This window comes from Desulfomonile tiedjei (assembly GCA_016212925.1).
GTDB lineage: Bacteria > Desulfobacterota > Desulfomonilia > Desulfomonilales > Desulfomonilaceae > JACRDF01.
This window is the reverse complement of sequence record JACRDF010000011.1, coordinates 126,296-150,473: the sequence shown is the minus strand read 5'-3', so window position 1 is coordinate 150,473 and position 24,178 is coordinate 126,296. Positions and strand designations below refer to the sequence as shown.

The following is a 24,178-nucleotide window of genomic DNA, read 5'->3' as shown; positions in this document are numbered from 1 at the left end:
TCCCACGATGTTCAAAGCGTGGTACAGTAGGCTAGTGGACATGCCTTGCCCTCCTTCCAAGACTTTTTCAAACCCCGGAAGGATCAAGCATGTCCTCTTTTATTTTTCAACTACACGTACGCAAATGCCGGATGAGCCCGACAACTCAACATGAGCCAAGAGCAGACCTGACCCAGTTTGTCTTAGCTCCACGCCCCTCCGCCACCGTTTCTGAAGCTCTGGAGACAGGCCATTATACCAATCAAGAAACTGCTGATTGCAGGAGGCTTGCCTGAGATTTTCGAAAAGACCTTTCGAAGCGCCGGGCGGTCTCACGCTGGGCCACCTGTCCCAAGACATGTTCGGTCTATGAAGAATCCCGGTCTCATACAGTAATCTTCCTATCTCTTTTTCATACCTCGCCCACCATTCGGGACCCTCTACTGCTCTCCGCATAAGTTCTTCTAATCTCCCTTCTCGCGAGCCTCCCATGAAGATGTTCCCTCCTTTCCTTGCGCAAACCTTGGCTCAAAGCTGTTGTGCCGAGTTCCGCGCGATGTTGCGCTAGACTATTTCGCCCCAATGGATCTCAAATATCTGGCTACGTCTTTTCCCATCAGAAACATGCGTGCGTACCACAAAGCGGTCTGACCATCGGAGTTCTGGGCGTTTAATTCAGCCTTGTTCTCGAGAAGGAATTGGACAGCCTCCAGTCTGCCGCCCATGGAAGCGACCATCAGAGCTGTCTCACCGGTACTCGTCTTACTGTTAACGTCGAGCCCCATTTTGACAAGGAGTCTGAGTACCTCAGTATTGCCTCCGCCAGCGGCACGGATGAGAACGGTTTGACCGTCTGGACGCTTGGCATAGACGTCAGCCCCTCGAGCGATGAGGAATTTCACGAGATCCAGCCTGCCTGAACTCGCGGCGAACATGAGAACCGTGTTCCCCGTGGCGTCCTTGGCATTGGGGTTTGCGCCCTTGCGCAGAAGGCTCTTGACTTGAGCAAGATCTCCGCAAGCTGCTGCTTTCAGCACTTGCTCGTCTACAGGAGACGCAGCGTTTGCCACACCATTGCTCCAGGCGAAAACCAAGAACAGACTCAACACCATCAGCCACTTTATGACCCCCAGTCTGGTGTCCAGCATACTGAGGACCATACCTGATTCCGTAGCACACCGTCTCACACTCGAATGATTCATGTCCTCTCCTGTTGAGAAAGAAAAAGCGAACTGGATCCGCCGATCTGACATGTGTTGGATAGGTTGGCTAGTGCCTTCCGGGACATGTACTACGCCTCAATCTTTTCTCAGCGATTGATGGTTGAAAAAGGCCGCCGTGCTTGTCACTAGCGACCCCACTGATTCTCCGACCTCTGTTCCTTGCGCCCCGTTGCCTCCCTCCGGGAGCTTTGGCATCAGTCCATGGCATGGGGTCAGGTCTTGCTTCTTGACTTGGGTTTCGCTCCGCACAAGCCCATTCGCAGTAGACTAAAGTTTTAGAGTCCGGCCCGCTCTGCATTCGGCGACACTCCTTCAGGTAAGATCCCGCTTTCGCCCGGATAGGAAGTTTAGCAACCACCGCCCATTGTCCATTCAAGAGGGACGACAGTGGAGTCCCGACATAAACACGAATCATTCCTTAGCTCCATGGGCTTTCAGATATTCCACGATTTCCTTGTGCCCTTTTTTCTGGGCAATTTCCAAAGCAGTCCGTCCAGGCCCCCACCCCAGGCGGCTAGGATCCCTGTCATGAGTATTCTGTTTGGCATTCACGTCAGCTCCTTTCTCGATGAGAAGCTTGACTACATCCAGTCTGCTTCGATCGGCAGCAAGCATGAGAGCCGTCGTGCCCAGCCTATTCTTGGCATTGGCGTCGAGCCCTTTCTCGATCAGGAACTCGACCACATCCAGGTGGCCGCCCCAAGCAGCAGGCATGAGAACCGTGTGGCCGTCCTTGTCCCTGTCCTTTACGTCGAGCCCCTTCTCGATGAGGAACTTGACAATATCCAAGTTGCCTCCCGCGGAGGCTGAAAAGAGAACCGTCATACCGTAGTCGTCCCTGTCCTTTACGTCGGATCCTTTGTTGATGAGGAATTTGACTACATCCAGGTTGCCTCTCTTGGCAGCATACATGAGAACCGTCTCGCCGTACTTGTCCGTGGCCTTTACGTCGAGCCCTTTATCGATGAGGAACTTGACTACATCCAAGTTCCCTCCCTTGGCAGCATACATGAGAACCGTGGTGCCAGCTATGTCCTTGGCATTGACGTCCGACCCCTTGTCCATGAGTAACTTGACTATCTCCAAGTTGCCTCCCAAGGCAGCATACATGAGAACCGTGTGGCCTCTATCATCTTTGGTATTGACGTCAGTTCCTCTCTCGATGAGGAACTTGACAAGCTCCAAGTTCCCTTGGCGGGCAGCAGCCATGAGAGCCGTCTGGCCTCTATCATCTTTGGTGTTGACGTCGGCTCCTTTATCAATGAGGAACTTGACCATTTCCAAGTTCCCTTGGCGGGCAGCAGCCATGAGAGCCGTCTGGCCGACGCAGTTCTTGGCATTAATATCCATTCCCTGGTTCAAAAGGCGGATTACTTCTTTCAAGTCGCCTTCTCGGGCGGCTCTTACCAACTCAGGATCTTTATCGGCTGCTTGAGCAATGCTCGCACTGTATGCCAACAGAACGGCAAGTACAAGCACTGCAAATATGATCATACTCTTGGCGATTCTGAATCTGTGCTTAGGCACGTCGATCTGTATCCTCCCCATTTATTGGTGTCCCCTTTGCTTGCCGTTCGTATATGGATGAAGGAGATTGCAACGAACACCATAAACATTTCTCTGGGGTGTCCCACGGGAACCACGACTGAACCAAAACCTTATAGACAAAGACCAGACCTATAAGGCCCCGGACAAACTGGTAAGCATTCTCAAGACTCCATCGCTGCTGTGCGAAGAAGGCGCTCTGGTCCGCGTGGTTTCCTTTGTGCTCGGAATGATTCTCCAGAACCCAATAAGCGACGAGAAGATTTGCTAGAGGAATTTTTACATCCATAGCCAATCCTTAGCCCGCTTGGCTCTGGGAAGGCAGTGTTATGCGCTTCCGTGTTAGGAACTATCTGCAGATTTCCCCGGATCAGGTCCGGGGCAGGCTCCGAGCAAGCCGTTTTCACGTTTTTCTTTCTCCGCGTTCTCTGCGATCTCTGCGGTGAACAGATTTTTCTCCGCTTTATTCCCTATCCTGGTGTGCTCTGAAAAATCCTCGTGACCCATAACGACGCCAACTCCTCCCGGAGGGATGCCAAGTTGAAAAGCGGTTGTGAAACAGTTTCAGTTATGTATTAATTATAGGAAAGGCGCTGTGACCGCTTCCCGTGCAACCGGCCCAGCCCGGTGAGGACCCGGCCCGGCCGCCAATGAGATGTAAGTGGTTGATATCAGGCGATGAGCTGACAGTCAGAAAAAATCATGGCATAAGCCTTGCTTGCGTGTCAAACAAGAAGTGCTAAACAAGGATTATGAAGCACTGCCGGAAGGGCCTGCGGTGGGCTCTCCATTTGACCGTTTTGGGCAGGCCCTGTGGTGCCAGTTCTCTCGAAACTAAAAAAGGTAGGGGTATCCATGCCACTGTACGAATTTGAAGGAAAAAGGCCTTTCGTTGATGCCGAAGCTTTTGTTCATCCATTGGCCGTGCTCATTGGAGACGTGACCATTGAAAAAGGGTGCTACGTTGGCGCCGGTGCGGTTCTGCGTGGTGATATCGGTCACGTGAAAATCGGAAAGGGATCAAATGTCCAAGAAAACTGCGTTGTCCACACCTTTCCGGACAAAGGGACAATTGTCCATACGGATACCCATATCGGACATGGATGCATTCTCCACGGATGCGAGATCTGTTCAAATGTTCTCGTGGGCATGGGAACTATCGTTGGCGACGGTGCCAAAATCGACTCCTACTGCGTTATTGGCGCAGGAAGTTTCATTGACTTTGGGGCATATATCCCGCGTGAAAGCGTGGTGGTGGGGTCACCGGCAAAAGTGATCAAGGTCGCAGGTCCTGAACATCTCAAAAGAATTGAGGAGGGCCTCCGGACCTACCAGGAACTTACAAGGCGCTATCTCCAATCATTTAAGCAAGCCTGACCTTGACGAGCACATCAACCGCCAGGAGACCAGTCAACGAACCCACTGATAAGATTGGGGGTTCATTGACCTGCCCCCAGATTATGTCCCAGTGCTTGGGTAGGAAAGGGGTCATTCATACAGGTTCAAGAATTTGTTCGGCCGCCAGACCTCCTGTCGCTTCGCGACCTGGACGTAGTAACGTCCGGACTACTCGCTACCAGTTTTCAAAAAATCAACTCGCCATGAATAGTAAACCAGAGCTGATCGGACCATATTCTCGTTTCTTCGCTATTCCAACCTTTTCGATCGTACGGATTCGAGGTGTGTCTGTGTCCATGAGTGTGAGTTCTCTCGAAATCCACGGCGCAACCCAGCACTGCCATATTAGCCACAGCAAGGCGCGTCTCAAGGCTCACGTGCCAGGCAGAGCCTTTCGTGTCAAAGACTATCTCAGAGTAAGGCCATTGGACATGGTTATCCACGGCTTCTGCCTTTGTTAGTGCGGCATCCGCCTGAAGCTTCACGGATATCTGAGACAAAGCTCCGCCAAAGTCAAAAGCAATTTCTGAAAGGGCCCCTGTATAGTAATCGCGCAACTTTACGCTCCATAACACAAAATCTCCTGGCACAAAAGGCCGTGCAATGCCAATAGAGGAAGTTGTGAATCTATCATAGGTTCTGAAATCAAAACTCTTATACCTATATCCGAACAAGGGCGAGAAGCCAAAACTTCGTGCAAGAAGCGGAAGGCTCATGGATAAGTCGATCAACCGGCCTCTGTGCAAACGGCAGTCCGCCTCTGTCATGAAGACTTTGCCGGAAGGGGTGGGCACCCTAACAAATCGTGGGAACGTCGGACCCCAATCGCTATCTTGGAACCGCGGTCCGGTTTCGGAATTCATATTTGTCCAAAACTCTGCCCTAACGGCCAAATTAGGCTCTACAAAGGTCGCAACGAGACCTCCGAACCATTGGTCCAAGGGATATTCAAGTCGAAAGGCGGGGTCTGTCCCATACTGGTCTCCGCCTTCCCACGAAATGAAGCTGTTGGCGTATTTCTTGAGACCGAGCCCCCAATGGAAACCTCGAACATTTGTTAACCAAAAACCGGCCGGCTGTTGCCCAAGTCCCGTCAGATAGGACTGAGCCGCACATAGACAAGGCAAAAGAACCACCAACGCTAGACCAAGCATCACCACTAAAAGTTTTCTCAGGCCCATACCTCTTGACCTCCAGCGGACAAATCCTGGAAATGCCATTGAGTGACCGCCCTTGTAACGGCGACCGGCTAGCGATGGTTCCGCTGACCTCGAAAGGGCTCTGTCCCCCAAGATTATGATCTATACAAAACGTCGCTGTATTGATGAAGAAGGAATGGCGTTGAGTGTAACTTTCTGCCTGACTCCGGTCAAGATACTTCTCGTAGTCCCGTGAATTTACTTCTTCCATGATCGACAAACGTCCACAATGAACTTCCACACATCGGGCCGACGGAAAGAGGGCAAGCTCCCTCTTGGCTCATGCGAAGCAGTCGCTCGATCGCTTCCGCGACCCTTTTCAGCCTATTGGCAGCCTGAATCGCGTTTTTCGTGTGGCTCCAGTTTTCACGCAACATCCCCGTTCGTCCCTCGGATGGCGTACAAGGATTGATTTTGCGACGCAGGCGATGATCCGGCGGGATGCTTTCCGGGGGAGCTTATATCGGTTGCCAAAAGTAATGTCCGTTTGGCCATGAGATGTTCAGTCCGGTTTTCAGAACGTATCGAAAGAGCCTACTTTGCCGGACCGCTATAACGCCCGTCGTTCCCGCGAATGCGGGAACCCAGGAAATCCCGCGGGACGCGGGACTGGATTCCTGCCTTCGCAGGAATGACAGAATGGAGTGCCTACAAATCGGACAAGAAATATGGCAACTGGTATATGTTTCATAGCCTAATCCGCCGGGTTCAAGGACCAATACCTAGAAAGATAAAGCTTCCTCTCCTTCGTCGCCGGTGCGGATGCGTATTGCGCCGTGAAGTTGTTTCGCGACGATCTTTCCGTCCTCTCGTTTGCCCGCGGAACCGTGGAGGCAAATAGCTTCGATGACCCTTTCAACCAAGCGGTCCGGCACAGCCATTTCGATTTTTACCTTGGGGACCAGATCCGAGGATGTTCCCGGCGCACCGAAGGAGCGGCCGTGAGTCGCGGCTGCGGCGGTTTGCAGGACCTCGGTCACAGTCATGCCGCCGACCCCGAGTTCCTCCAGTGCCTCTCTGATGTCATCCAGCTTGAATGGCTTGATGAAGGCTTCGATCAAGATCATTGCGGTATCCCCGTCCTGGCTTGCTTGGTCTCCACGGGCGTTTCACGTGCGGACAAAACAGTTGACTTTCAGTCGATCGGTTCTTATTGTAGGCCAACAGCCCGCCTGGATCTAGCAAAACGTGCGCGTGCCCCCGTAGCTCAGTGGATAGAGCGACGGATTCCTAATCCGCAGGTCGTAGGTTCGATTCCTACTGGGGGCACCAACAGTTTTGGTGAATAGGACACCGTGTTCGCCTGTTCGGCCAAAGTTCCTGCATGCTCTGTGCGCAGCACGGCCGTGAATTGCTACCAAAAATCAACCATCCTCCGAATTGTGTACCATTTGTCTCCTTACAGGTATAGTATCTTTTCCTCCTGAAAGAAGGAAAGAAAAGCCCTTGGGGCTGTGGTGCCGGCAGGGCCGTTAATAAAGTTGAAAGCGTTGCCCACCAAGGGCAATTCAGAGGTTCATCGCGACACGTCTGTAAACTGGGGAACGTTTCAATCCTGACAGCTCAGTTCGGATTTGAATGGAGCATGTTGGATGGGGACGGGCGAAACGACACTTGGGGCGTCGATCGTCAAGCTGATGCGAGCGCTGGCTCGGACCCGTTGGTTGAGGCTCGCGGTAGCCGGTTGGCATTTCCATGTCGATGCGGTCAGTTTTACACACGACCACCTGTGGGACGGCACGTCACTTGTCCTCCGCAAGGCCCTTCGTCGGTACGCGCGAGACGGTTATCGGGTACTTGACCTTGGCACAGGCCATCTGGGTCTTCTCGTAGTGTACTGCGCGACCACCTGCCGGGTAAGAGCGGTGGCAGTGGACATCAACGAGGAATACGTTGAGAATGCTCGGCTTGTCGCCAAAGCGAGCCGTGCGGGAAAGATAGATTTTCGGCAAAGCGATTGGTTTTCTAACGTTGACGGTACATTCGATCTTATTTTCAGCAATGCGCCGTATGTGCCCAGTGAAATAGGGCAGGCTTCCGAGCATGGCCGCATTCATCCCGATATATGGGACGGCGGTCACGACGGATTGGGGCCGGCCCGGACGATTTTGGCCGATGCGGTTCACTTTATGAAACCCAAGGGGCTCCTTCTCTTGGGAATCAACACCGTGTACATCCCGAGAATAGCCACCCTGGCTCTCATCGAAGGCTCGGAAGCCCTGGACCTGCGTACTATCGTGGAATCATGGACCTCGCCGAGTGAGGTTTACGTCCTGGGGCTCAAGCATTCCTACATTCGGGCTCACCCTCCGGACCCAATTTCCGAGAAGTGTCCGGATAACATCGAATGGTCCAGCGGTGGATATTCAGACGCGCATATTTGGGGTCCCCATCCGTGATTCAGTGTGTTCCCTACGGTAAGGCAAGAAGGAACTGAAGCCTACTCCAATATTCTGAACTCCGATTTCACGTACTCTTGAATGCGGCCGACCACGGAAAAAGCCTCCTTGAGTGTCTGCCTTTCAACTTGGGATAGGTCGGCAGGATCAATGTAGTTGTCCGGTTCTTGATTTGCTTCGAGCAATCGCAATTGATTCACCAGCCTGAGCTGCATCTGAAACTCGTACGCGTCCCGGGCCTCCATGTACAGCTCCTTCGGCATAAAATCATTCTTCGCCAGGGCCTCTATCCTTTCCATCGTATTGGTCTCCTTGATACCGTGGCGCAGAGCCCACAAGCGGGCAAAATTTACAAACGGAGTGAGGCCCTGAGTCTTGAGATCCACCCGATTCTTATATTTGCCGTCCTTCTCGACCATGAAGTTCTTGAAAAACGTCAAGGGAGACTTCGCTGCCAGGAAATCCTTGGCCAGATGCAGGAGGAACATACTTCGCGACGGAACGTTCTCCGACAGGTAATTTCTCAGGTCGTCGCCAAACTCGATTCGTCCGAATACCGGACGAAAATCGAAAAAAATCATCGCGTGAAGGACTTCCTCGGGCTCAGGCGTGGCCATCCATTGGTCAAAGTATGCTTTCCACTCCTTGTACGGTTTACGCCACCTGGGATTTGAGACCATCATCTTGCCTTTGCACAACTCAAAGCCGCAGGCCTCCAAATGGCGATTTGCCTCACTTCCGAAGCGGCGAAAATAGATTCTGGCGATCCTGGTATTGTCCTCGTCCTCAGACGGCGGCCGGTAAATTAGCGCATTGTCCTGATCTGTCTTGAAGGTCTGTTCCTTGCGCCCTTCGCTCCCGAAAGTGAACCAGCACCAGGGGAAAGGAGCGGGCCCCATCTCTTCGTCCAATAAACTCAGCAAGCGATCCACGATCTGATCGTTCAAAACGGTGATAACTCGCGTAATGTTGTTTGCCCTGGCGCCTTCTTCCACCAGCGCGCGGACCACACGAGGAATCCTGTGCGCGAGCGGGTACAACCCTTCAATCGTACGTTGGTTCTCGATTTCACGAAAGAGGTACAGTGGTGACGAGCCGGTCTGCACCATGAAGTCACGAACGCTCACGACCCCGACGATCTGGCTGCCACGCTCCACCGCGAGATGATAAACACGCCCTTTCATCATTTCCAGCAGAGCGTCGAACCATAGCACATGGTACGGAATCCTGCGTAGAGGCGACGACATGATCGTCGCGACCGGGGAGTGGTAGTCAAGACCTTCTGCGATGACCTTCTTGCGAAGGTCCTTGTCCGTCACAATACCCACGATCTCGCCGCTTTGGTCTTCAACCAGTAGCGACCCGATCTCCAGGTCAGACATGCGTCGGGCCGCTTGCTGAATACTCTGCGAAGCATGGATGATCTCAGGAGGCCTTTTGATTACTTCCCCGACCGCGGAGCTAAACAAGTAAAGGGTTTCAGGCGTGCTCTCTCTCATCTTGCCCAAGCGGAGTTCGGCATAGGCGGTACTTGCCAGATCTTCGGAAAACCTCTTGAGATAATACTGCGAGAATCGAGGATTGTCGCGAATAAGACCGAGGAATACTTCTTTGTGCAGTCCGAGGCAAACTGTGTCCTCCAGGGTCTCCACATTGAAGTTGGCCTTAGAGTTCCTTATGATGGCTAAAGCCCCGAAATATCCGCCTTCACCACGAAAATCCAACAGCGTGGCCGTGTCATCGGGCCCGGTGAGGTATGCTTTCACGCCACCTGCGTAGATCAGATAGAAGGAGCCCACTTCATCAACATCCTGCCGGAATACCACGGTTTCTTTGGGAAAAAAGGTTGTGACGAAGCATGGGGCTAGATCGAGGAGCTTGTCGCTGTCCAATTCCATGAACGGGGCGGTTTTTTTGAGGAATTCGATTACCGCTGCCGGATCAATGTTTGGGTTGTCGGAACTTGTGACCATGGTACCTCCTCGCGCACTTGTCCCGCAGGGGTTCAAACGCCGGGTTCATTTCCCAGGGGGCCCTCTATCTTACTCGAAAAGCTTCCCAGAAATCGCGGGCCGACTTTCCACAGAACCAAAAGGTAAAATATCAGGGCGACGGTGACCGCGAGATGAAGAATCGTCACGTGCCGGATCGCCGTAAAAAGAACCACCGAGGCCGCTCCCAAGGCAATCGGGAACATGAAATCTCCCCACCTGAAGAAGTGAAATCTCCACTGGCAATAGGTGAAGGTCAGCACCGTCATCATCAGCTTGGTCAGAATTATCACCAGGCACCCTCCGGCTAGACCGAGATGCTGGACAAGCACCACATTGAAGACGAGGTTGAGGATCGTGGTTACAAAAGCAAAAACGAGTAGCATGTTCGCGGCGCCCGCGACCATCATCACATAACAAAACAGGTTACTCTCAAACGACAGCAAAATCGTCCACACCAGATATTGCTGCATCCAGGCTGCATCTTTGTATTCCGCAGGATAGATTAGCCCTATTAGAAGGGCCGCTTCAGCGTAAAGAAGAAACATGACAGGAAGCGCCATTGCCATCAGCCATTGAGCGTTCCTGCGTACGAGACGCCGCACTAGTTCACGATTGCTCCACCAGAGGGACGCTAGGAGTGGAAAGATGACCCACCCCAAAAATTGTTCCGACGCCAGCGTCGACACCGGGTCGAGAATATTCCAGGTCGCGCTGTACCAGGCAACTCCTTCGACGCCGGTAGCGCTCTCCAGGAAAAATATATTGGTTTTGTTGTAGATAATGCCAAGAATGTCGATCAATGCAAAAATGACAGCTGCGCGGAAGACCCGCCACACCGCGGGCCACTGAGGGGACCTCCAGAGCCCGCAGGAATAGTATGATATATAGGCGGCCACTCCGAACCATATTCTTACCGCCGCGGATACCAGTTTGAATAGACTCACGACGACGGGATTCAGACCCGCTACCGCAGTTACCAGTCCGTATCCGTACGAGGCCGCCGCGCTGATAATCTTGATGCGGGCCTCTTGGTCCTGCCTGCCTCTCACGCGCAGATCGGCAAAAAAAGTGTCGGCCAGCCCTTCCAACGCGAACCCAAGAGCTATCAGAAACAGCACCAACCCCATCTGCTGCGAAAAACCGCCGAAAAGAGTCATGACTCCCACAGCCGCGGCTGAGGCTGCTGCCAGCAGCGACTTGATGATGTTCACCCTGCTCAGGATTTCCGGCGCTTTATCTTTTCCGCCTCCTCCAAGATCACTCACCAGCGGATAATACAGGCCGAATTGTACCACCTTCATCACAATGGCTCCGGCAGCCATGGCGTACATGACCTCCCCATAGACCGCGGTTCCTAGCCTCGGCAAATAGAGGACCAGGAATATACCGCTGAGTACCCCGTCAACGACCTGAGCGGACAGGAGATGGACAAAACGTCCTATAATTCCCCTGGTCCAAGCAGGGCGGCCGCGTTCAGGAAGGTCTGAAGTCATAAGTTTAGGATCCCTGGGAAAGTGTGGGGATGCAAGTGTCTCCTCTGTTCGACGCGCGACGCGGCCAAAACCGGCCGAAAAGAAGAATTTCCGCGTGAATGAAACTCGGAGACCAAATGGTGGATTCAGTTACCAGAGGAAAAGCGGGAATGTCAAACGAATTGAATGTTTCGCGTGGCGTGGGAATGGAGCATAACTCCTCCATCCTGAAGCGCCGAAAGGGCTGGACGCGACCATATCTCCCCGCACACAAACTTCCGTGTGAAGAACCGGCAGCAGGAAAATCCCCTCTAAAGAAGTCTATTTAAGCCCCGTGGTTCGGATCAGGGTTCGCGATGACCCAATAATACCATTTTGTGGTGTATGGCCTCGTCAAGCTTGACAGTCCAGTCCTGCCACTGACTTCGCAAGCCTTCCAGTTGACCCGATAGTTCGGTCCATTCCGAACGCGGTCCTTCCGGGGCGGTTGAAATATGGCCCTGGATCGCGTGTAGACGATCTTCGATGGCGCGCACCTGGCCCTTGATTTCCCTCATTTGCGCCAGGATGGAACTCTCTTCACACGTAAGTACAACGTTAGGGGAGCAGCCCTCGCAGCCGCCGCCCGACAAAGGCGTGGGAAAAGGATCGCATCCACATTGAGCGCCCATTTTTTCTGTCGGGTTTTCCATAATTACACCTCCGCCGTCCAACATCTATCAGTTTCTTTAATCATGAGCGGCCGTGGTGTCAAAGGTGAGCGGCTGCCTGGGGGCATCGAAACGTAATGGGTGTGCCTGCCGAATGATCGCAGATATCGGGGAAGCTTTGGGTCGAAATTTGGAGATTTTATCGAATTGCCGGGCGAGGCTAGGCGGTGGCCGACGAGGGGGCTCGTTCTAAGCCATCAATAGTGGCCTGTCATATGTTCCATAAGGTTGTTGAACATTTCGTGAATGATGGCCCTGTATCCGCCGGGCCACGTATGTCGGATGGGTGGGGGCGGCACATATCCGTAGAAAATCTGCTGTTGTGCCTTTGATAGGGCGGGGTTTGGAGGCTGACCGGCTGTGGCAGGCGCGGATGGAAAGCTATTGTCCGCTGCGGCCCCGGAAACGAGCAGCGCGGCAGCTACCATCACAACGAAAGTCATCAGTGCCAGCGGTTTCATCCTTTCACCTCAGAGATTGCATTTTACCTGCCGTCAAACAAAAAATCAATTCTAAAAGGTGGCGTAGCAAATTTTGCCCAGTTTTCAGTAATTGTGACGGCTACCGATAGTGCTTGTTTCTTATTCTGGAAATGGAAGCTTACACCAGTTGCCAAGAGTTTGGCCGATTCGACGTTGCCTTATACCGTCATTCCGACGGGGGCCGGAATCCAGTCCTATCAATCCCGCGTTCCGCGCGGGACTGGACCCCGGGGCCTGCCCCGGACTCCGATCCGGCGTTCGCCGGGGTGACGGGTCGTAAATAGGCCATTACTTTTGGCAATGGCTATAAAAGGGCAACTATTGGGTCAAGGTATCCTTAACAATACCTTTAGCGCATCGCGATCCTGTGATTTTCCGAAGGCCTCCTCGGCCTGCTCCAAGGGGAAGATTGCTGAAATCAGAGGGGAAGGGTCTATGAAGCCTCGTTCCATGACCCTCAGAGCCGGGCCAAATCTTCCACACCTGGAGCCGATCACAGTAATCTCGTCAATGACCAGCGGAGCCGGATTAAAGTTCAGGTCTCCGTGGTAAGTGCTCTTCAGTACTAGGGTGCCCCTTGGCTTAACTCGTTTGACCGCCAGGTCCCAGCCGGATGGATGGCCCGAGGCTTCGACAACCACGTCGAACCGATCTTTCGACGAAGAAAATGTGTCGAGAAGTGCTATTGAACCGCCCTGGTCAGCGAATACGCCCAGCTTTCCGGCATGTTTTCCCACCAGGGTCAGATCGCACCCTGTCAGCCTCAACGCCATGCTGACCAGCAAGCCCAGCTTGCCGTCACCGATCACCAGGATGCTGTGCGAGGGCTCGATTCTTATCTGTTCAAGGATTTCCAGGGCCGCGGCCAGCGGTTCCGTGAAGACGGCTTTCTCATCCTCCAGGGCCTCGGGAACCGCGACGAGATTGGAGACCGGCAGCGCTACATATTCGGCCATTGAACCGTCACGGCCGAGGATCCCCATTACGGTTCTGTGACGGCAATGGCGTTCAAGACCCTTTCTACAAAAAGAGCATTCGCCGCATCCCACATTGATCTCTCCGACAACGCGTGACCCGAGCAATTTCGGGTCGGACGATTTTTCCACCATCCCGACAAATTCATGTCCTAAGACCCCTTGATAGTTCATATAGCCTCGGGTAATTTCCACATCGGTATTGCAGATTCCCGCCATTCGAACCTTTACGAGTGCTTCTCCGGCCACGGGTTCCGGCACGGGAACGTCTCTAACGGCGATTGCGCCGTCAAATACAAGTGCTTTCATGTCGAATCATCCATGTTCCGACCATCCTAGCGGGGATGGGAGGGCAAGCAACAATTGGTCTTGTGCCGGCAAGGCATTGCGCTCACCCGATGATAGCACAAAAGCCGGCAATCGTGCCGTTCGATCTTGGGTCGCGGCCTCATCCGGGTGCAATCTCTCACATACACTGCGCCGCGGGGAAAACTTGACCCTATCCGTAGGTAATCGTTGACAGTTGAAGACATCATAAATACAATATCCCCCGCGTTAATCCTCACTTTCATCTTACAGGATTCCCCACATGGCCAGGAAATTCTCCAGAAAAGATTTTCTGGAAGCTCTCTTCGGCGATTATTTCCTCAAGAGGGAAGGGTTTATCATGGTGAGGGCCATCAGACGTTTGGACGCCCGCGTGAGCACCCGCTATTTTCCCAATCTTGAGATCCTGGCTAAAGAGCCTTATGACGAAGATCAGAACGTGTTCTTCGGTGTTTGCCCGCACGAAACCATGAAGGCGGAAAGGGCGCAGATTTCGTACATTACCGCAGTTTGGGCAGGACTCGATTTCAACTCTTCAGGGTACTCAGGGGCAAATACTTACTTTTCGAACAAATCTCAAGCGGCAAAGGCAATTAGATCATTTCCGCTGCCCCCGTCCATCATCGTCGAATCAGGCTGGGGAGTTCATCTTTACTGGCTTCTCAAAGAGGTGATGCCCCTGACCAGCATAGAGACGGCCGAACGGCTTCTCGCCCGAGTGAACAATTATTTCCTCTGTCAAACTACGGTGAAAATTGACTCGGTGATGAGACTCCCCGGGACATTCAACGGCAGGGTGCCCGGTCAGTTGGCCAACTGTTTTGTCAAATACGTTAACCACGATTTTCGCTATACTTTGGATGATTTTGCCGATCTGGACGTCTCATTGGATGGACCTATCAAGCACGATGGTGGGGAGGCAGTCTCGGACGAGCCGATGGGGGGCCAGGAAGACGTTGCCGGCCGCACCGCCTTTTTGGGCGATGAAGAGCCAGGGGAACTGCCGGGAGGTAGACTTTGGGAGCCGCCATCAGGCGTTTACCCGTCGCCTCGAATGCGCGTCCCGGGTCACATCGTACCTAATCTACAACGCGATGGTTCAGACGGGATGAAGGATGTTGGCTCGTCTACCAAAGAGGCTGCCCAAGCTGCACCTCGGACGGAGATTGTCGAAGCGGTGGAAGCTGAAGAGCTATCAGATACTCTGGCTGAAGAAATTGCGGACAAGGTGGTCGAGAAGCTTTCCACAGAGCTAGCTGACAAACTGGCGGACCAGATTGTTGACAGGCTTTACCGGCTGCTGAACGGCAAATAAATCGCAGTTGCAAGACCTTCGCCATCTATGAGCCTACCTTCTGGAACGGGTAAACAGGACCAAGCCCCAAAAGTTGCGTCAGATCATCCAGGCAGGACCTGACTTCCAGCACTAGAGACATGTCTGCCAAGTCGTCCGGATGCAGGCGATCCCGGTAGTGGCGGTTCGCCCAGACCTTGAGATCGTCGTACAGGCTGTCGGTTAAGAAAACTCCCTGGTGGGTCCGCGCGATGTCCTGCCGTGTCAGGACGATCCGAAGGCGCAAGCAAGCCGGGCCTCCCCCATTTTTCATACTTTGCCTGATGTCAATGTACTCGACTTTCCGGATCGGATTGTCCGCTGCGAGTATCTGGTCGATTGCCATCCCGATTTTCCGGTTTTCCGCGCATTCCATAGGCGCTATCAAACACATGCTCCCGTCGGGAAGAGTGACAAGTTGGCTGTTGAAAAGGTAAGAATGCACCGCATCGGCAAGCGGCACCTGTTTCGCAGTAATCTCTATTGCTATCAATTCGTCCCCGCAGTGTTCCGAAAAGACGCTCTTGAGCTTGTCCGCGAACCGGGCAGCTTCGGAATAGGCTTCTGAATGATACAAGAGAACATTCTCGTTTCCCACGGATATGACATCGTTGTGAAACACACCAGCGTCTATGGCTGCGGGATTTTGCCGGACGAACAGCGTTTTTTGGGGATCGAGCCCGTGCAGCCTGGCCACAGCGGAAGATGCCTCCAAGGACTGTCTCGCGGGGTACACCTTCGGGCCTGGTTCGGCCGGGCCGAAGGCCCTTCGCCCGTACACGAACAGTTCGATTCCGGGAGAATCATGCGCGGAGCATAAACGGACGTGGTTGGCCGCGCCCTCGTCGCAAAACTGCATCGCAGCCGGCAACGGCGAGTGATAGGCAAACGTCGATTCATCCTTGAAGATGGCTTTGAGCATCGCGGCGGTGAAAGGCGGTTCGATTGACCTATGAAAGTGGCTCACGAGATTGGCCGGAGTGAAGTGGACCCGAGCATCTGCGGTATCCGCGGCTGGTGAGACGGTGGCTGCGTTCGCCGCCCACATGCTGGACGCACTGTAACATGCGGCGAGCAGGGAGGGAGCCTCCCGCGCTGCCTCAGCCAGCACTTGGGCTTCGGTCCCTCTGAACCCCAAGCGTCGGAGGGCCATAAAATCGGGCCTTTCCTGGGGGGGCAATATTCCCTGTTTGACTCCGAGATCGGCCAGGAGCTTCATTTTTTCGAGCCCCTGCAAGACAGCGGCCCTAGGATTGGAAACGGTCAGCCGGTGCTCCAGGGACGCGACATTTCCGTACGACAGCCCCGAATAATTGTGCGTCGGGCCTACCAAGCCGTCGAAATTGACTTCCATTCCGTCCCTCATAGTCAAGAAGCGATAACTATGGCAATTGCCAGAAATAATGTCTGTTAGCCCCCTATGAGTCGCCGCCATCTCTGCTTTGCTCACCCTGTCGTTCCCGCGAAGGCGGGAACCCAGGGAATCCCGCGAGACGCTGGACTAGATTCCTGCCCCGGTTTGCACCGGGGTAAACTTGGGGATCGCAGGAATGACGGAATGGCGTCCTCTCGAATAGGACTAATATTTCGGCAACTACTATAATTTGGCGCTCTTTTACAGCTCAATGCCAGGTGGTAAGCCGGCCGGGATTTTGACGCTGTCGATTTCCATGGAAGCGATCGGATAAGAGCAATAATCCGCGGCATAATACCCGCTGGGCCGATGGTTGCCGCTGGCTCCTACGCCGCCGAAAGGCATTTTCCCGCTGGCTCCGGTGGTCTGGCGATTCCAATTTATGACGCCTGCTCGCACCTTACGAAAGAACCGGTCGTACAGTCCCTTGTTATCACTGAGCAGCCCCGCTGCGAGTCCATAAGCGGTATTATTGGCTTCCCGAATCGCGGCGTCGAAATCCGGGACCCTGATCAACTGGAGAAGGGGACCGAAGAATTCCGCGTCTTTCCGGTTCTTGACCTCCGTGACGTCAATGAGCCCTGGTGAGAGGAACCACCCCGGCCTTTCCAGGCGTTCCATTTTAACCAGGACTTTCCCGCCGTCACTGCTCATGGCATCCTGTGCCAAGGATAAACCTTCAGCCACGTTCTCGGATATTACAGGTCCCATAAAAGGTTCGGGGAACTCTCTGAAAGAACCCACCTTGATTTTTGACATGACCACCATGAGGCGTTGAATAAAACTATCTCCAGCGGTCCCTTCCGGCACTACCAATCGACGCGCGCAAGTGCAGCGCTGCCCCGCGGTGATGAACGCAGACTCCACGGTCAGATAAGCAGCCGCGTTCAAGTCCGAAACCTCATGAACCAAGAGAGGATTGTTTCCTCCCATTTCCAACGCGAGGATTTTATCCGGCCAGCCTGCAAAGGCTTTGTGCAAGGCTCGGCCAGTGTCGGCACTCCCGGTGAAAAACAATCCCTCGATGCCCGGATGCTGGGCCAGCGCTATGCCGGTCTCTCGCGCTCCCTGAACCATGTTGAGCACCCCATGGGGTAGTCCCGCGGCTTCCCACAGTTCCATAGTTTTGAGAGCCACCGCGGGCGCCTGCTCGCTCGGCTTGAAAACCACGGTGTTCCCTGCCAGGAGAGCCGGCACAATATGCCCGTTCGGGAGATGGCCCGGAAGGTTGAAAGGGCCGAATACGGCTACGACGCCATGGGGCTTGAAGCGGGTGGCTGCTAAACCGCCGGCGAGTTCTTCCGTCACGGTGCTGCGACGATCATGATAGGCTTGAATTGAGATGTCCACCTTCGCGATCATGGCCCCTGCCTCGGTAAGCGCTTCCCATCGAGGTTTGCCGGTATCGAGGCAGATGATCTCCGCCATTTGGTCCTTCTGCGCGGTTAGGTTTTCCCTGAAGCTTTCAAGATACTGCAACCTCTCCTCGGGAGACCTGGCAGACCATGTTTCGAACGCCGTTCCAGCCGCTTCGACAGCTTGTTTTACATCATCAGGAGCCGCGGACAAACCCGTCCATACAGGTTCACCGGTGGCCGGGTCGGTTGAACGGAATTCCGGACCCGCGCCTTGAGTCCATTTGCCGTCTATGAAATGTGTTTTCTCCGTCATCACCGGCGCTCCTGTTGCGAAAGGGAAGGGCGAATCGGGCCGAAGCGCACTCTGTCGCCTATCTTCAACTTCAACGCCCCCGCAGCTTGGCGCTCAATTCGCAGGCCGCCCCCGGATAGCTTTTCCACATTGCCCGCGCATGCACGGAAATCTTTGCGAGTGTTGGCGATTATGAATCCGGCCTTTTCGGCTTCATTGCTTGAAATCTCCGCGACCGCGTCAATTGTGCTTTCCTTTACTATACGAATATGTTCCAGCCTACAAATTACGATAGGCCCGGCTTCGAAAATGTCTATCATGCCCGTAAGAGCGAAGCCCTCATCCTGAAGAAGCTTCAGCGCGGGTTTGGTATTTTCATGCACCTGACCGATCACATCCTGAGCGGACTTGGGCAGCAAGGGAATATAAATGGGACAGGTAGGCATCAAATCCGCAATGAACCTCTTGTCTGCCGCGGAAAGGTGATCCGCTCGGGGGTAATCCATGTCGAAGAAATGGCGCCCAAGGGCCTCCCAGAATGGAGAAAAGCCACGTTCGTCCACCACGCCCCTCATCTCGGCAATCACTGATTCCTCGAAGCAGCGCGAAAATTCAGTCATAAACAGAAAGCGAAACAGCGAGAGCAGCCGTCCGTTGCCATGCTTGCGATATTCAGGCGCGAGAAAGAGCCCCCCTATTTCGGAAGGGCCACTGTGTTCCGTTACCAGATGAAGTGACGGAATTTCTTTACGAATACCCAAGCTTTCCGAAGCATGAATGCAGGACTGTATTCGATACGCGTAGAAGGGCTGAAAGCCGCCCACCTTGGAGACGATGCAACTCGTGCCCACAACAGCGTGGGAGTCGAGATCCTCCAGGACGAACAAATAGATTTCCCCTTTTGGCTCTTCCAGCGACTTCGAGAAACTGTGCACGGATTCGGCAATTTTCTTTTGTAGGAGATCCCTGTCTTTAGGCAACGAGGTGAGACCAAAGTGTGCCTTAGTGGCCAGCTCGGTGAGCCGGTCCAAATCTTCCATGTTTACGGGACGGACTACGAACATTCTCACAGTTCCTCTTTCTGCTCCGAAAATCCGGCGTCACGCGTTGAGAATAGCGTTTGACTCTACGTGGGGCACGCATGCCGTCCCCCCACACGAGAGGCATGGATTTACGCGCCGAGCCGAACCATGCGGCCCGCGCCGGCCCCAAAAGAACACCAAAAAACTTAACCCAATGTGTCCCCCGAGGCATTACAAATCAGTTTAAGCGCTTCGCAGAGTCCGCTCCAAAATTGCGCAAACAGCGTCTATGTCATCAAATGTTACCGCTGCAACGGGCAGCAGGAAGCGGACCCTGGAGAGATCCGAGCCCGCGTAGAAGCTTATCACCCCGGCATCGAACAACGCGTGAACGAATTTAACCACCTTCTCGTGATCGCCGTTGAACGGGGTGAAAGCAATCATCGCGCCGATGCCGAAAGGTCCGGCAATCAAACCCGGAAGGCGCTCCTGTATCTGCTTGAGGCGAGTCTCAAAATGATCGTGAAGCTTGGCGATCCTGCCGTCGGGGCCGAAAAAGTCGCGTTCAATGAGCCCGCGGATAATTACCTCGGCCGCGAAAAGGGCTGACGTGCTCCCGGTGAAGGTCTGGCTTAGCAAGCCGGGCCTGGGTTTGAACTCGTCACGGAACAGGGTGGCGCAAACCTGAGAGGATTTGCCGATGGTTACCACATCGACGTAATCATCCAAGCCGAAATACTGGTACGCGAAGAGTTCCGTGGTGCGGCTGAATGTCTGGATTTCATCTACCATTATAGCTACTTGGTGCTGCCGCAGGACCTCTATCAGCGAAAGGAAAAAGTCACGTGTGCCCGGATGGAAGCCCCCTTCACCCAGCACCAGCTCGATGCACATTGCTGCATGTTTGCCGGGATAGCGAGCCAAATAGCGTTCAAGACAATCCAAGGCTGCTCGAATACTTTCGTCAGGTCGCGCAGGGTCGAAAAAAGGCACATAATCAACCGAAAGGGAAGGCGGCAAGCACTCTCTATACGCGGCCTTGTCCGTGATCTGAGAGAGCGCGAGCGTCCTCCCCATGAAGCAGCCTTCGAAAGCCAGAATACGATCCGCTGGATACTTCTTTTGGAAGATTATCTTCAATGCGTTTTCATTGGCCATGGCTCCGCTGGTGGAAAAGAAACAATGGCCCAGTTCAGCGCCTTTGCGATTTGCCGCCGAAAGTATGGTGCGAGCCAGAGAGACGCTTTCGACATTCTGCTGCAAGTTTCCCTGCATCACCGTGTCTCTCATGGCTGCATTGAGCAGGGCTTCAACGATCGCAGGGTGACTGTGGCCCCAGTGATGAACCCCGATCCCTGAAATGAAGTCGTACTTTACGCTACCGTCCGCAAGTTCCACCAATACACCATTCCCCAAGCCGCTGCCGAGGTACGGGAAAAAGAGCGCTCCTCCCCGCAGGTCGCCGAATTCCTTCAGAAACGCATCGTACGGGACTCTCAGGTCAGGGTCCGGCGGTCTGATGCCCTTGATACGCTCTTGATATTCGACCAGAACATCCAGCAACTGCCGTTTTGCTTGGATTACCCTGGGATCAGAGGCCAATTCATCCGAGATGGTTCTTTTCATTTTGCTACACAATAACGGTTCCTTGCCAATCCTGGTCCAATTCCTCGACTTTGATTTCCCCCCCGCCGAGTTTCATCAACAGGAGGGCGTTCAATTGGGCGCGTTCGATCAGGCTGTCGATCATGACGTACTCCTCGGCGCTGTGTATCCCGCCTCCAGTCGGCCCAAGGCTGTCCACAGTGGGAAGTCCGGCCGCGGCCAGGTTGTTGCCGTCGCACGATCCGCCACTCGACCTCCAGTCCAGGGTTAGCCCCAGATCGCTTCCGCATTCAGCTATGTGGCTCAACAACCGGACGGTCCTGTTGTCCAAGGGTTTAGGCGGCCGAGCGAAGTTTCCTTCCAGATCGAGGGAAATTCCGTCAAGACGGTTGAATTCCCTCACCAGTCCGTCCACATGCTCCTCGAAATAGACCTGGTCCTCCAGAGTCATGACTCGCACATTGAACCGGCAAGCCGCGAGGTCAGGCACCACGTTTACCGGTCCCCCGCCTTCGATGTATCCGACGTTGATGGTAATACCGTTTTCCGACGCCTCGTTCAGCTCAACGATGAAGCGGGCCAGCGCGTTGATAGCATTTCGGCCCATGTGGGGTTCTCGTCCGGCATGTGCGGCCCGCCCCCGCACCGTGACCTTGTAATTGCCGGAACCTTTGCGGTCCCCGACTAGATTTCCATCGGGAAGGGACGGCTCGAACACCAGGCCGATGTGATTATTTCGGGCCGCTTCCACGAGCAGCGCGCCCGAACCGGGAGAGCCGATCTCTTCATCCGGGTTGATCAGGACTTCCCACCCCAGGTTCTCGGCCCACGGGCTCTTCTCAAAGGCTTCCAAGGCCTTGAGCATGACCATGAGGCCGCCCTTCGCATCCGCCACTCCGGGGCCTTGCAGCGTATTGTCTTTTGTCAGCTTGCACTTTTGAAAGGGATGATCCGGAGCATAGACCGTATCCATGTGGCAGCCAAGGAACACTCGCACCGATGCCTCGGGGCGCTTACGAAGTAGCAAAGCCTGTCCCAACGTTTCTTGTCCTGTCGGGCCCCAGACCTCGGCCACAAGGTCAATCCGCTGCATTTCAGCTCCCAGGCCGCTGAATGCCTCTTCGAGCATGGAAAGCATCTTGCTCAATCCTGAAACATTGTGGCTTTCGGAGTTGGTGTCAGCCCACAGGGTGAGCAGCTCCAGCATCGAGTCGCGCTGCTTTTTAAGATTTTGGAGATAAGGCGCATAATCTGGCATGTGTATCACCCCTTCGGGTCCGATGAATTAATTCTAAATGAAAAAGTCCGCGAGGTGCAGAGTTTTTTGCAGGGTGGGCAACAACAGTGGGGTATGGCTTCATACTAATTATGACATGACAGTAGGTAACTTTAAAAAATAATACATTTTGGTAACAAATCGCGGGGTCCCAAGAAGCCCCCCGATGCCGACCAATTCCTTGTAAAGCATCATTATAGGCTGTCCGGATCAACAAGCACGAGTTTGGTACGTTTCTTGACTGCTAAACTCCAAACTATCACCCAAGGAGCGATCCGATGACCAAGAAACAAGCCTCTGAACTTATCCTCCAGGCGAAAAAGGCTAAAGGCCTCACGTGGGAAGAAATAGCGAAGGAAATTGGAGGGCACAAGTGCTGGGTCACATCAGCCTTGCTCGGTCAAAACAGCATGAGCCCCGATGAAGCGCAGAAAGCCGTGAACCTGTTAGGCCTGCCTCCGGAAGTTGCTGAAGCCTTGACTGATTACCCGATGAAAGGCTCCCTGGATGAAACCGTGCCGGTGGATCCCCTGATCTACCGCCTCCATGAAATAACCCAGGTTTACGGCACCACCATTAAGGAGATCATCCATGAGGCCTTCGGAGACGGCATAATGAGTGCCATAGACTTCGAGCTTGATATCCAAAAGAAGTCCGACCCCAAAGGTGACAGGGTGGTCGTCACCTATAACGGCAAATTCCTGCCATACCGAAAATGGTAGCTGAAATGATATTGGCCGCAATAGGAGCTTGAACATGTGCCAGCATAAACACAAAGATGCCCATGAGAAAGAGTCCACGCCGACTCTGCACGATCCCTTTGACCCGAATGCCTCTCTGGAACACGGATGCTCGCACGCGCATCCCGGATCTGAAGCAACAGAGCTAAAACCAATGACAACCGAGGACGCCATGGACCGGTTGGTGGAAACCGCCGTCGTAAAGGCTGTCTTTGGCGGAAATGATTTTTCCAGAAGAAATTTCATGAAGATTGTCGGGTCTTCGGCAGCGTTTTCGATCTTGTCCAGCCTGTTTCCTTTGGACGCGGCAAAAGCCTGGGCAAAGGAATCTGACGGTCCTCCGGAAAAAAAGGACCTGCAAATCGGTTTTATTCCGATCACCTGCGGTACCCCCATAATCATGGCCGAGCCGATGAAGTTTTATGAAAAAAATGGACTCACCGGAACCAAAGTGGTGAAGGCTGCCGGGTGGGCTATGATTAGAGATTGGGCTGTATCCAAGCAGGTGGATTGTGCTCACATGCTCTCGCCCATGCCTCTCGCCCTTACTTTGGGTGCAGGGGCTCCGCCCGTCCCCTTTTATATGCCCGCGGTGGAAAACGTAAACGGCCAGGCCATAACGCTCCACATCAAACATAAGGACGTAAAAGAGCCAAAAGATATGAGAGGGTTCACTTTCTGCGTCCCGTTTGATTATTCCATGCACAACATGCTGCTGCGGTACTACCTTGCAGACGGCGGAGTCGATCCTGACAAGGAAGTGAAAATCCGGGTCGTGCCACCGCCGGAGATGGTGGCGAATCTCAAAGCCCAGAATGTGGACGGATATCTGGCGCCGGACCCATTCAATCAGAGGGCCGTGTTCGAGGGAGCGGGATTCATTTTCAAATTAACCAAAGATCTGTGGCCCGGACATCCCTGCTGCGCGTTTGCGACCTCGAAGGAGTTTGCGACGCAAATGCCCAACACGTTCAAGGCCGTCTTCAAGTCCATTGTGGAAGCAACCATGTATGCTCATAAGGCCGAGAACAGAAAAGAGATCGCTAAGGCCATATCGCCCCGCAATTTCTTGAATCAGCCTGAAGAAGTTGTCGAGCAGGTCCTCACCGGCCAGTTCCCTGACGGTCTGGGGAACACGAGAAACGAGCCGGACCGGATAGATTTCAACCCGTTCCCGTGGAACTCAATGGCGGTTTGGATTCTGACCCAGATGAAGCGGTGGGGATACATCAAGGGCGACGTGGACTACAAGAAGATCGCAGAACAAGTGTTTCTAGCCGCGGAGTGTGCGGACGTTATGAAAGGTTTGGGGTATGCCGCTCCGTCAACAACTTATATGAAGCACGTGATAATGGGCAAGGAGTTCGATCCTGAGAAGCCGGAAGAATACCTGAACAGCTTTGCTATCAAGAAACTATGATCGAGATGAATGCCCC

The 24,178-nt window shown here is 53.8% G+C and carries 19 protein-coding genes and 1 tRNA gene; 6 read left to right on the top strand and 14 right to left on the bottom strand.

Annotation, left to right across the window (positions count from 1 at the left end):
* Positions 1-548: 548 nt before the first annotated feature.
* On the bottom strand, positions 549-1,181 hold the full coding sequence (locus HY913_06565; GenBank protein MBI4962917.1) for an ankyrin repeat domain-containing protein: 633 nt from the start codon (positions 1,179-1,181) through the stop codon (positions 549-551).
* Between the two features lie 432 nt (positions 1,182-1,613).
* Complete coding sequence (locus HY913_06560) at positions 1,614-2,750, bottom strand: ankyrin repeat domain-containing protein (GenBank protein MBI4962916.1); 1,137 nt, start codon at positions 2,748-2,750, stop codon at positions 1,614-1,616.
* 852 nt (positions 2,751-3,602) lie between these two features.
* Between HY913_06560 and HY913_06555 the strand changes: the two genes are divergently transcribed.
* Complete coding sequence (locus tag HY913_06555) at positions 3,603-4,124, top strand: gamma carbonic anhydrase family protein (GenBank protein MBI4962915.1); 522 nt, start codon at positions 3,603-3,605, stop codon at positions 4,122-4,124.
* Between the two features lie 206 nt (positions 4,125-4,330).
* Here the strand turns inward: HY913_06555 and HY913_06550 are convergent, their stop codons facing one another.
* Together HY913_06550 and HY913_06545 are read right to left on the bottom strand one after the other, a co-directional pair.
* On the bottom strand, positions 4,331-4,720 hold the full coding sequence (locus tag HY913_06550) for a hypothetical protein (protein MBI4962914.1): 390 nt from the start codon (positions 4,718-4,720) through the stop codon (positions 4,331-4,333).
* Positions 4,721-6,066: 1,346 nt separating this feature from the next.
* Positions 6,067-6,411, bottom strand: coding sequence for a P-II family nitrogen regulator (locus HY913_06545; GenBank protein MBI4962913.1), 345 nt, complete (start codon positions 6,409-6,411; stop codon positions 6,067-6,069).
* 129 nt (positions 6,412-6,540) lie between these two features.
* Here HY913_06545 and HY913_06540 point away from each other — a divergent pair.
* Positions 6,541-6,616: transfer RNA gene (locus HY913_06540), tRNA-Arg, on the top strand.
* Between the two features lie 320 nt (positions 6,617-6,936).
* Entirely contained in the window at positions 6,937-7,743 is an 807-nt protein-coding gene (locus HY913_06535) for a class I SAM-dependent methyltransferase (protein ID MBI4962912.1), read from the top strand.
* A 41-nt stretch (positions 7,744-7,784) separates the two neighbouring features.
* On the opposite strand, the gene HY913_06530 is transcribed toward HY913_06535, so the two are convergent.
* The 5 genes from HY913_06530 to HY913_06510 form a co-directional block, all read right to left on the bottom strand.
* Positions 7,785-9,716, bottom strand: coding sequence for a cyclic nucleotide-binding/CBS domain-containing protein (locus tag HY913_06530; GenBank protein ID MBI4962911.1), 1,932 nt, complete (start codon positions 9,714-9,716; stop codon positions 7,785-7,787).
* Between the two features lie 32 nt (positions 9,717-9,748).
* Positions 9,749-11,230, bottom strand: a complete 1,482-nt coding sequence (locus tag HY913_06525; protein MBI4962910.1) for an oligosaccharide flippase family protein — start codon at positions 11,228-11,230, stop codon at positions 9,749-9,751.
* Positions 11,231-11,553: 323 nt separating this feature from the next.
* Positions 11,554-11,901, bottom strand: coding sequence for a hypothetical protein (locus tag HY913_06520; protein ID MBI4962909.1), 348 nt, complete (start codon positions 11,899-11,901; stop codon positions 11,554-11,556).
* A gap of 215 nt (positions 11,902-12,116) precedes the next feature.
* Positions 12,117-12,380, bottom strand: coding sequence for a hypothetical protein (locus tag HY913_06515; GenBank protein MBI4962908.1), 264 nt, complete (start codon positions 12,378-12,380; stop codon positions 12,117-12,119).
* 347 nt (positions 12,381-12,727) lie between these two features.
* Positions 12,728-13,684 carry an alcohol dehydrogenase catalytic domain-containing protein gene (locus HY913_06510; GenBank protein ID MBI4962907.1) on the bottom strand — a complete coding sequence of 319 codons (957 nt, stop codon included), beginning with the start codon at positions 13,682-13,684 and terminating at the stop codon, positions 12,728-12,730.
* Positions 13,685-13,964: 280 nt separating this feature from the next.
* Here HY913_06510 and HY913_06505 point away from each other — a divergent pair, with 280 nt between their 5' ends.
* Positions 13,965-15,017, top strand: a complete 1,053-nt coding sequence (locus HY913_06505; protein MBI4962906.1) for a hypothetical protein — start codon at positions 13,965-13,967, stop codon at positions 15,015-15,017.
* A 25-nt stretch (positions 15,018-15,042) separates the two neighbouring features.
* Here HY913_06505 and astB read toward each other — a convergent pair whose 3' ends face one another.
* From astB to HY913_06480, 5 genes are all read right to left on the bottom strand, one after another.
* Complete coding sequence (astB, locus tag HY913_06500) at positions 15,043-16,389, bottom strand: N-succinylarginine dihydrolase (GenBank protein MBI4962905.1); 1,347 nt, start codon at positions 16,387-16,389, stop codon at positions 15,043-15,045.
* A gap of 261 nt (positions 16,390-16,650) precedes the next feature.
* Positions 16,651-18,120 (bottom strand): succinylglutamate-semialdehyde dehydrogenase, encoded by a 1,470-nt coding sequence (gene astD, locus HY913_06495; protein MBI4962904.1) that lies wholly within the window; start codon positions 18,118-18,120, stop codon positions 16,651-16,653.
* Positions 18,120-19,163: an arginine N-succinyltransferase gene (locus HY913_06490; protein ID MBI4962903.1), complete on the bottom strand. Its 1,044-nt coding sequence runs from the start codon at positions 19,161-19,163 to the stop codon at positions 18,120-18,122. The genes astD and HY913_06490 overlap by 1 nt, the downstream gene beginning before the upstream one ends.
* Positions 19,164-19,364: 201 nt before the next feature.
* The gene (locus tag HY913_06485) at positions 19,365-20,747 is read right to left on the bottom strand and encodes an aminotransferase class III-fold pyridoxal phosphate-dependent enzyme (protein MBI4962902.1); all 1,383 of its coding nucleotides are present in this window, start codon (positions 20,745-20,747) and stop codon (positions 19,365-19,367) included.
* Between the two features lie 4 nt (positions 20,748-20,751).
* Positions 20,752-21,984, bottom strand: a complete 1,233-nt coding sequence (locus tag HY913_06480) for a hydrolase (protein MBI4962901.1) — start codon at positions 21,982-21,984, stop codon at positions 20,752-20,754.
* A gap of 296 nt (positions 21,985-22,280) precedes the next feature.
* Here HY913_06480 and cynS point away from each other — a divergent pair, with 296 nt between their 5' ends.
* Positions 22,281-22,724, top strand: coding sequence for a cyanase (gene cynS, locus HY913_06475; GenBank protein MBI4962900.1), 444 nt, complete (start codon positions 22,281-22,283; stop codon positions 22,722-22,724).
* Positions 22,725-22,758: 34 nt separating this feature from the next.
* Positions 22,759-24,162, top strand: coding sequence for an ABC transporter substrate-binding protein (locus HY913_06470; protein ID MBI4962899.1), 1,404 nt, complete (start codon positions 22,759-22,761; stop codon positions 24,160-24,162).
* Positions 24,163-24,178: the final 16 nt, after the last annotated feature.

What these genes read in the sequence shown, in the direction of transcription:
- HY913_06565 (MBI4962917.1), bottom strand. Translation starts at nt 1,181, where the DNA reads ATGAATCATTCGAGTGTGAGACGGTGTGCTACGGAATCAGGTATGGTC.
- HY913_06560 (MBI4962916.1), bottom strand. Translation starts at nt 2,750, where the DNA reads ATGGGGAGGATACAGATCGACGTGCCTAAGCACAGATTCAGAATCGCC.
- HY913_06555 (MBI4962915.1), top strand. Translation starts at nt 3,603, where the DNA reads ATGCCACTGTACGAATTTGAAGGAAAAAGGCCTTTCGTTGATGCCGAA.
- HY913_06545 (MBI4962913.1), bottom strand. Translation starts at nt 6,411, where the DNA reads ATGATCTTGATCGAAGCCTTCATCAAGCCATTCAAGCTGGATGACATC.
- HY913_06535 (MBI4962912.1), top strand. Translation starts at nt 6,937, where the DNA reads ATGGGGACGGGCGAAACGACACTTGGGGCGTCGATCGTCAAGCTGATG.
- HY913_06530 (MBI4962911.1), bottom strand. Translation starts at nt 9,716, where the DNA reads ATGGTCACAAGTTCCGACAACCCAAACATTGATCCGGCAGCGGTAATC.
- HY913_06525 (MBI4962910.1), bottom strand. Translation starts at nt 11,230, where the DNA reads ATGACTTCAGACCTTCCTGAACGCGGCCGCCCTGCTTGGACCAGGGGA.
- HY913_06520 (MBI4962909.1), bottom strand. Translation starts at nt 11,901, where the DNA reads ATGGAAAACCCGACAGAAAAAATGGGCGCTCAATGTGGATGCGATCCT.
- HY913_06515 (MBI4962908.1), bottom strand. Translation starts at nt 12,380, where the DNA reads ATGAAACCGCTGGCACTGATGACTTTCGTTGTGATGGTAGCTGCCGCG.
- HY913_06510 (MBI4962907.1), bottom strand. Translation starts at nt 13,684, where the DNA reads ATGAAAGCACTTGTATTTGACGGCGCAATCGCCGTTAGAGACGTTCCC.
- HY913_06505 (MBI4962906.1), top strand. Translation starts at nt 13,965, where the DNA reads ATGGCCAGGAAATTCTCCAGAAAAGATTTTCTGGAAGCTCTCTTCGGC.
- astB (MBI4962905.1), bottom strand. Translation starts at nt 16,389, where the DNA reads ATGGAAGTCAATTTCGACGGCTTGGTAGGCCCGACGCACAATTATTCG.
- astD (MBI4962904.1), bottom strand. Translation starts at nt 18,120, where the DNA reads ATGACGGAGAAAACACATTTCATAGACGGCAAATGGACTCAAGGCGCG.
- HY913_06490 (MBI4962903.1), bottom strand. Translation starts at nt 19,163, where the DNA reads ATGTTCGTAGTCCGTCCCGTAAACATGGAAGATTTGGACCGGCTCACC.
- HY913_06485 (MBI4962902.1), bottom strand. Translation starts at nt 20,747, where the DNA reads ATGAAAAGAACCATCTCGGATGAATTGGCCTCTGATCCCAGGGTAATC.
- HY913_06480 (MBI4962901.1), bottom strand. Translation starts at nt 21,984, where the DNA reads ATGCCAGATTATGCGCCTTATCTCCAAAATCTTAAAAAGCAGCGCGAC.
- cynS (MBI4962900.1), top strand. Translation starts at nt 22,281, where the DNA reads ATGACCAAGAAACAAGCCTCTGAACTTATCCTCCAGGCGAAAAAGGCT.
- HY913_06470 (MBI4962899.1), top strand. Translation starts at nt 22,759, where the DNA reads ATGTGCCAGCATAAACACAAAGATGCCCATGAGAAAGAGTCCACGCCG.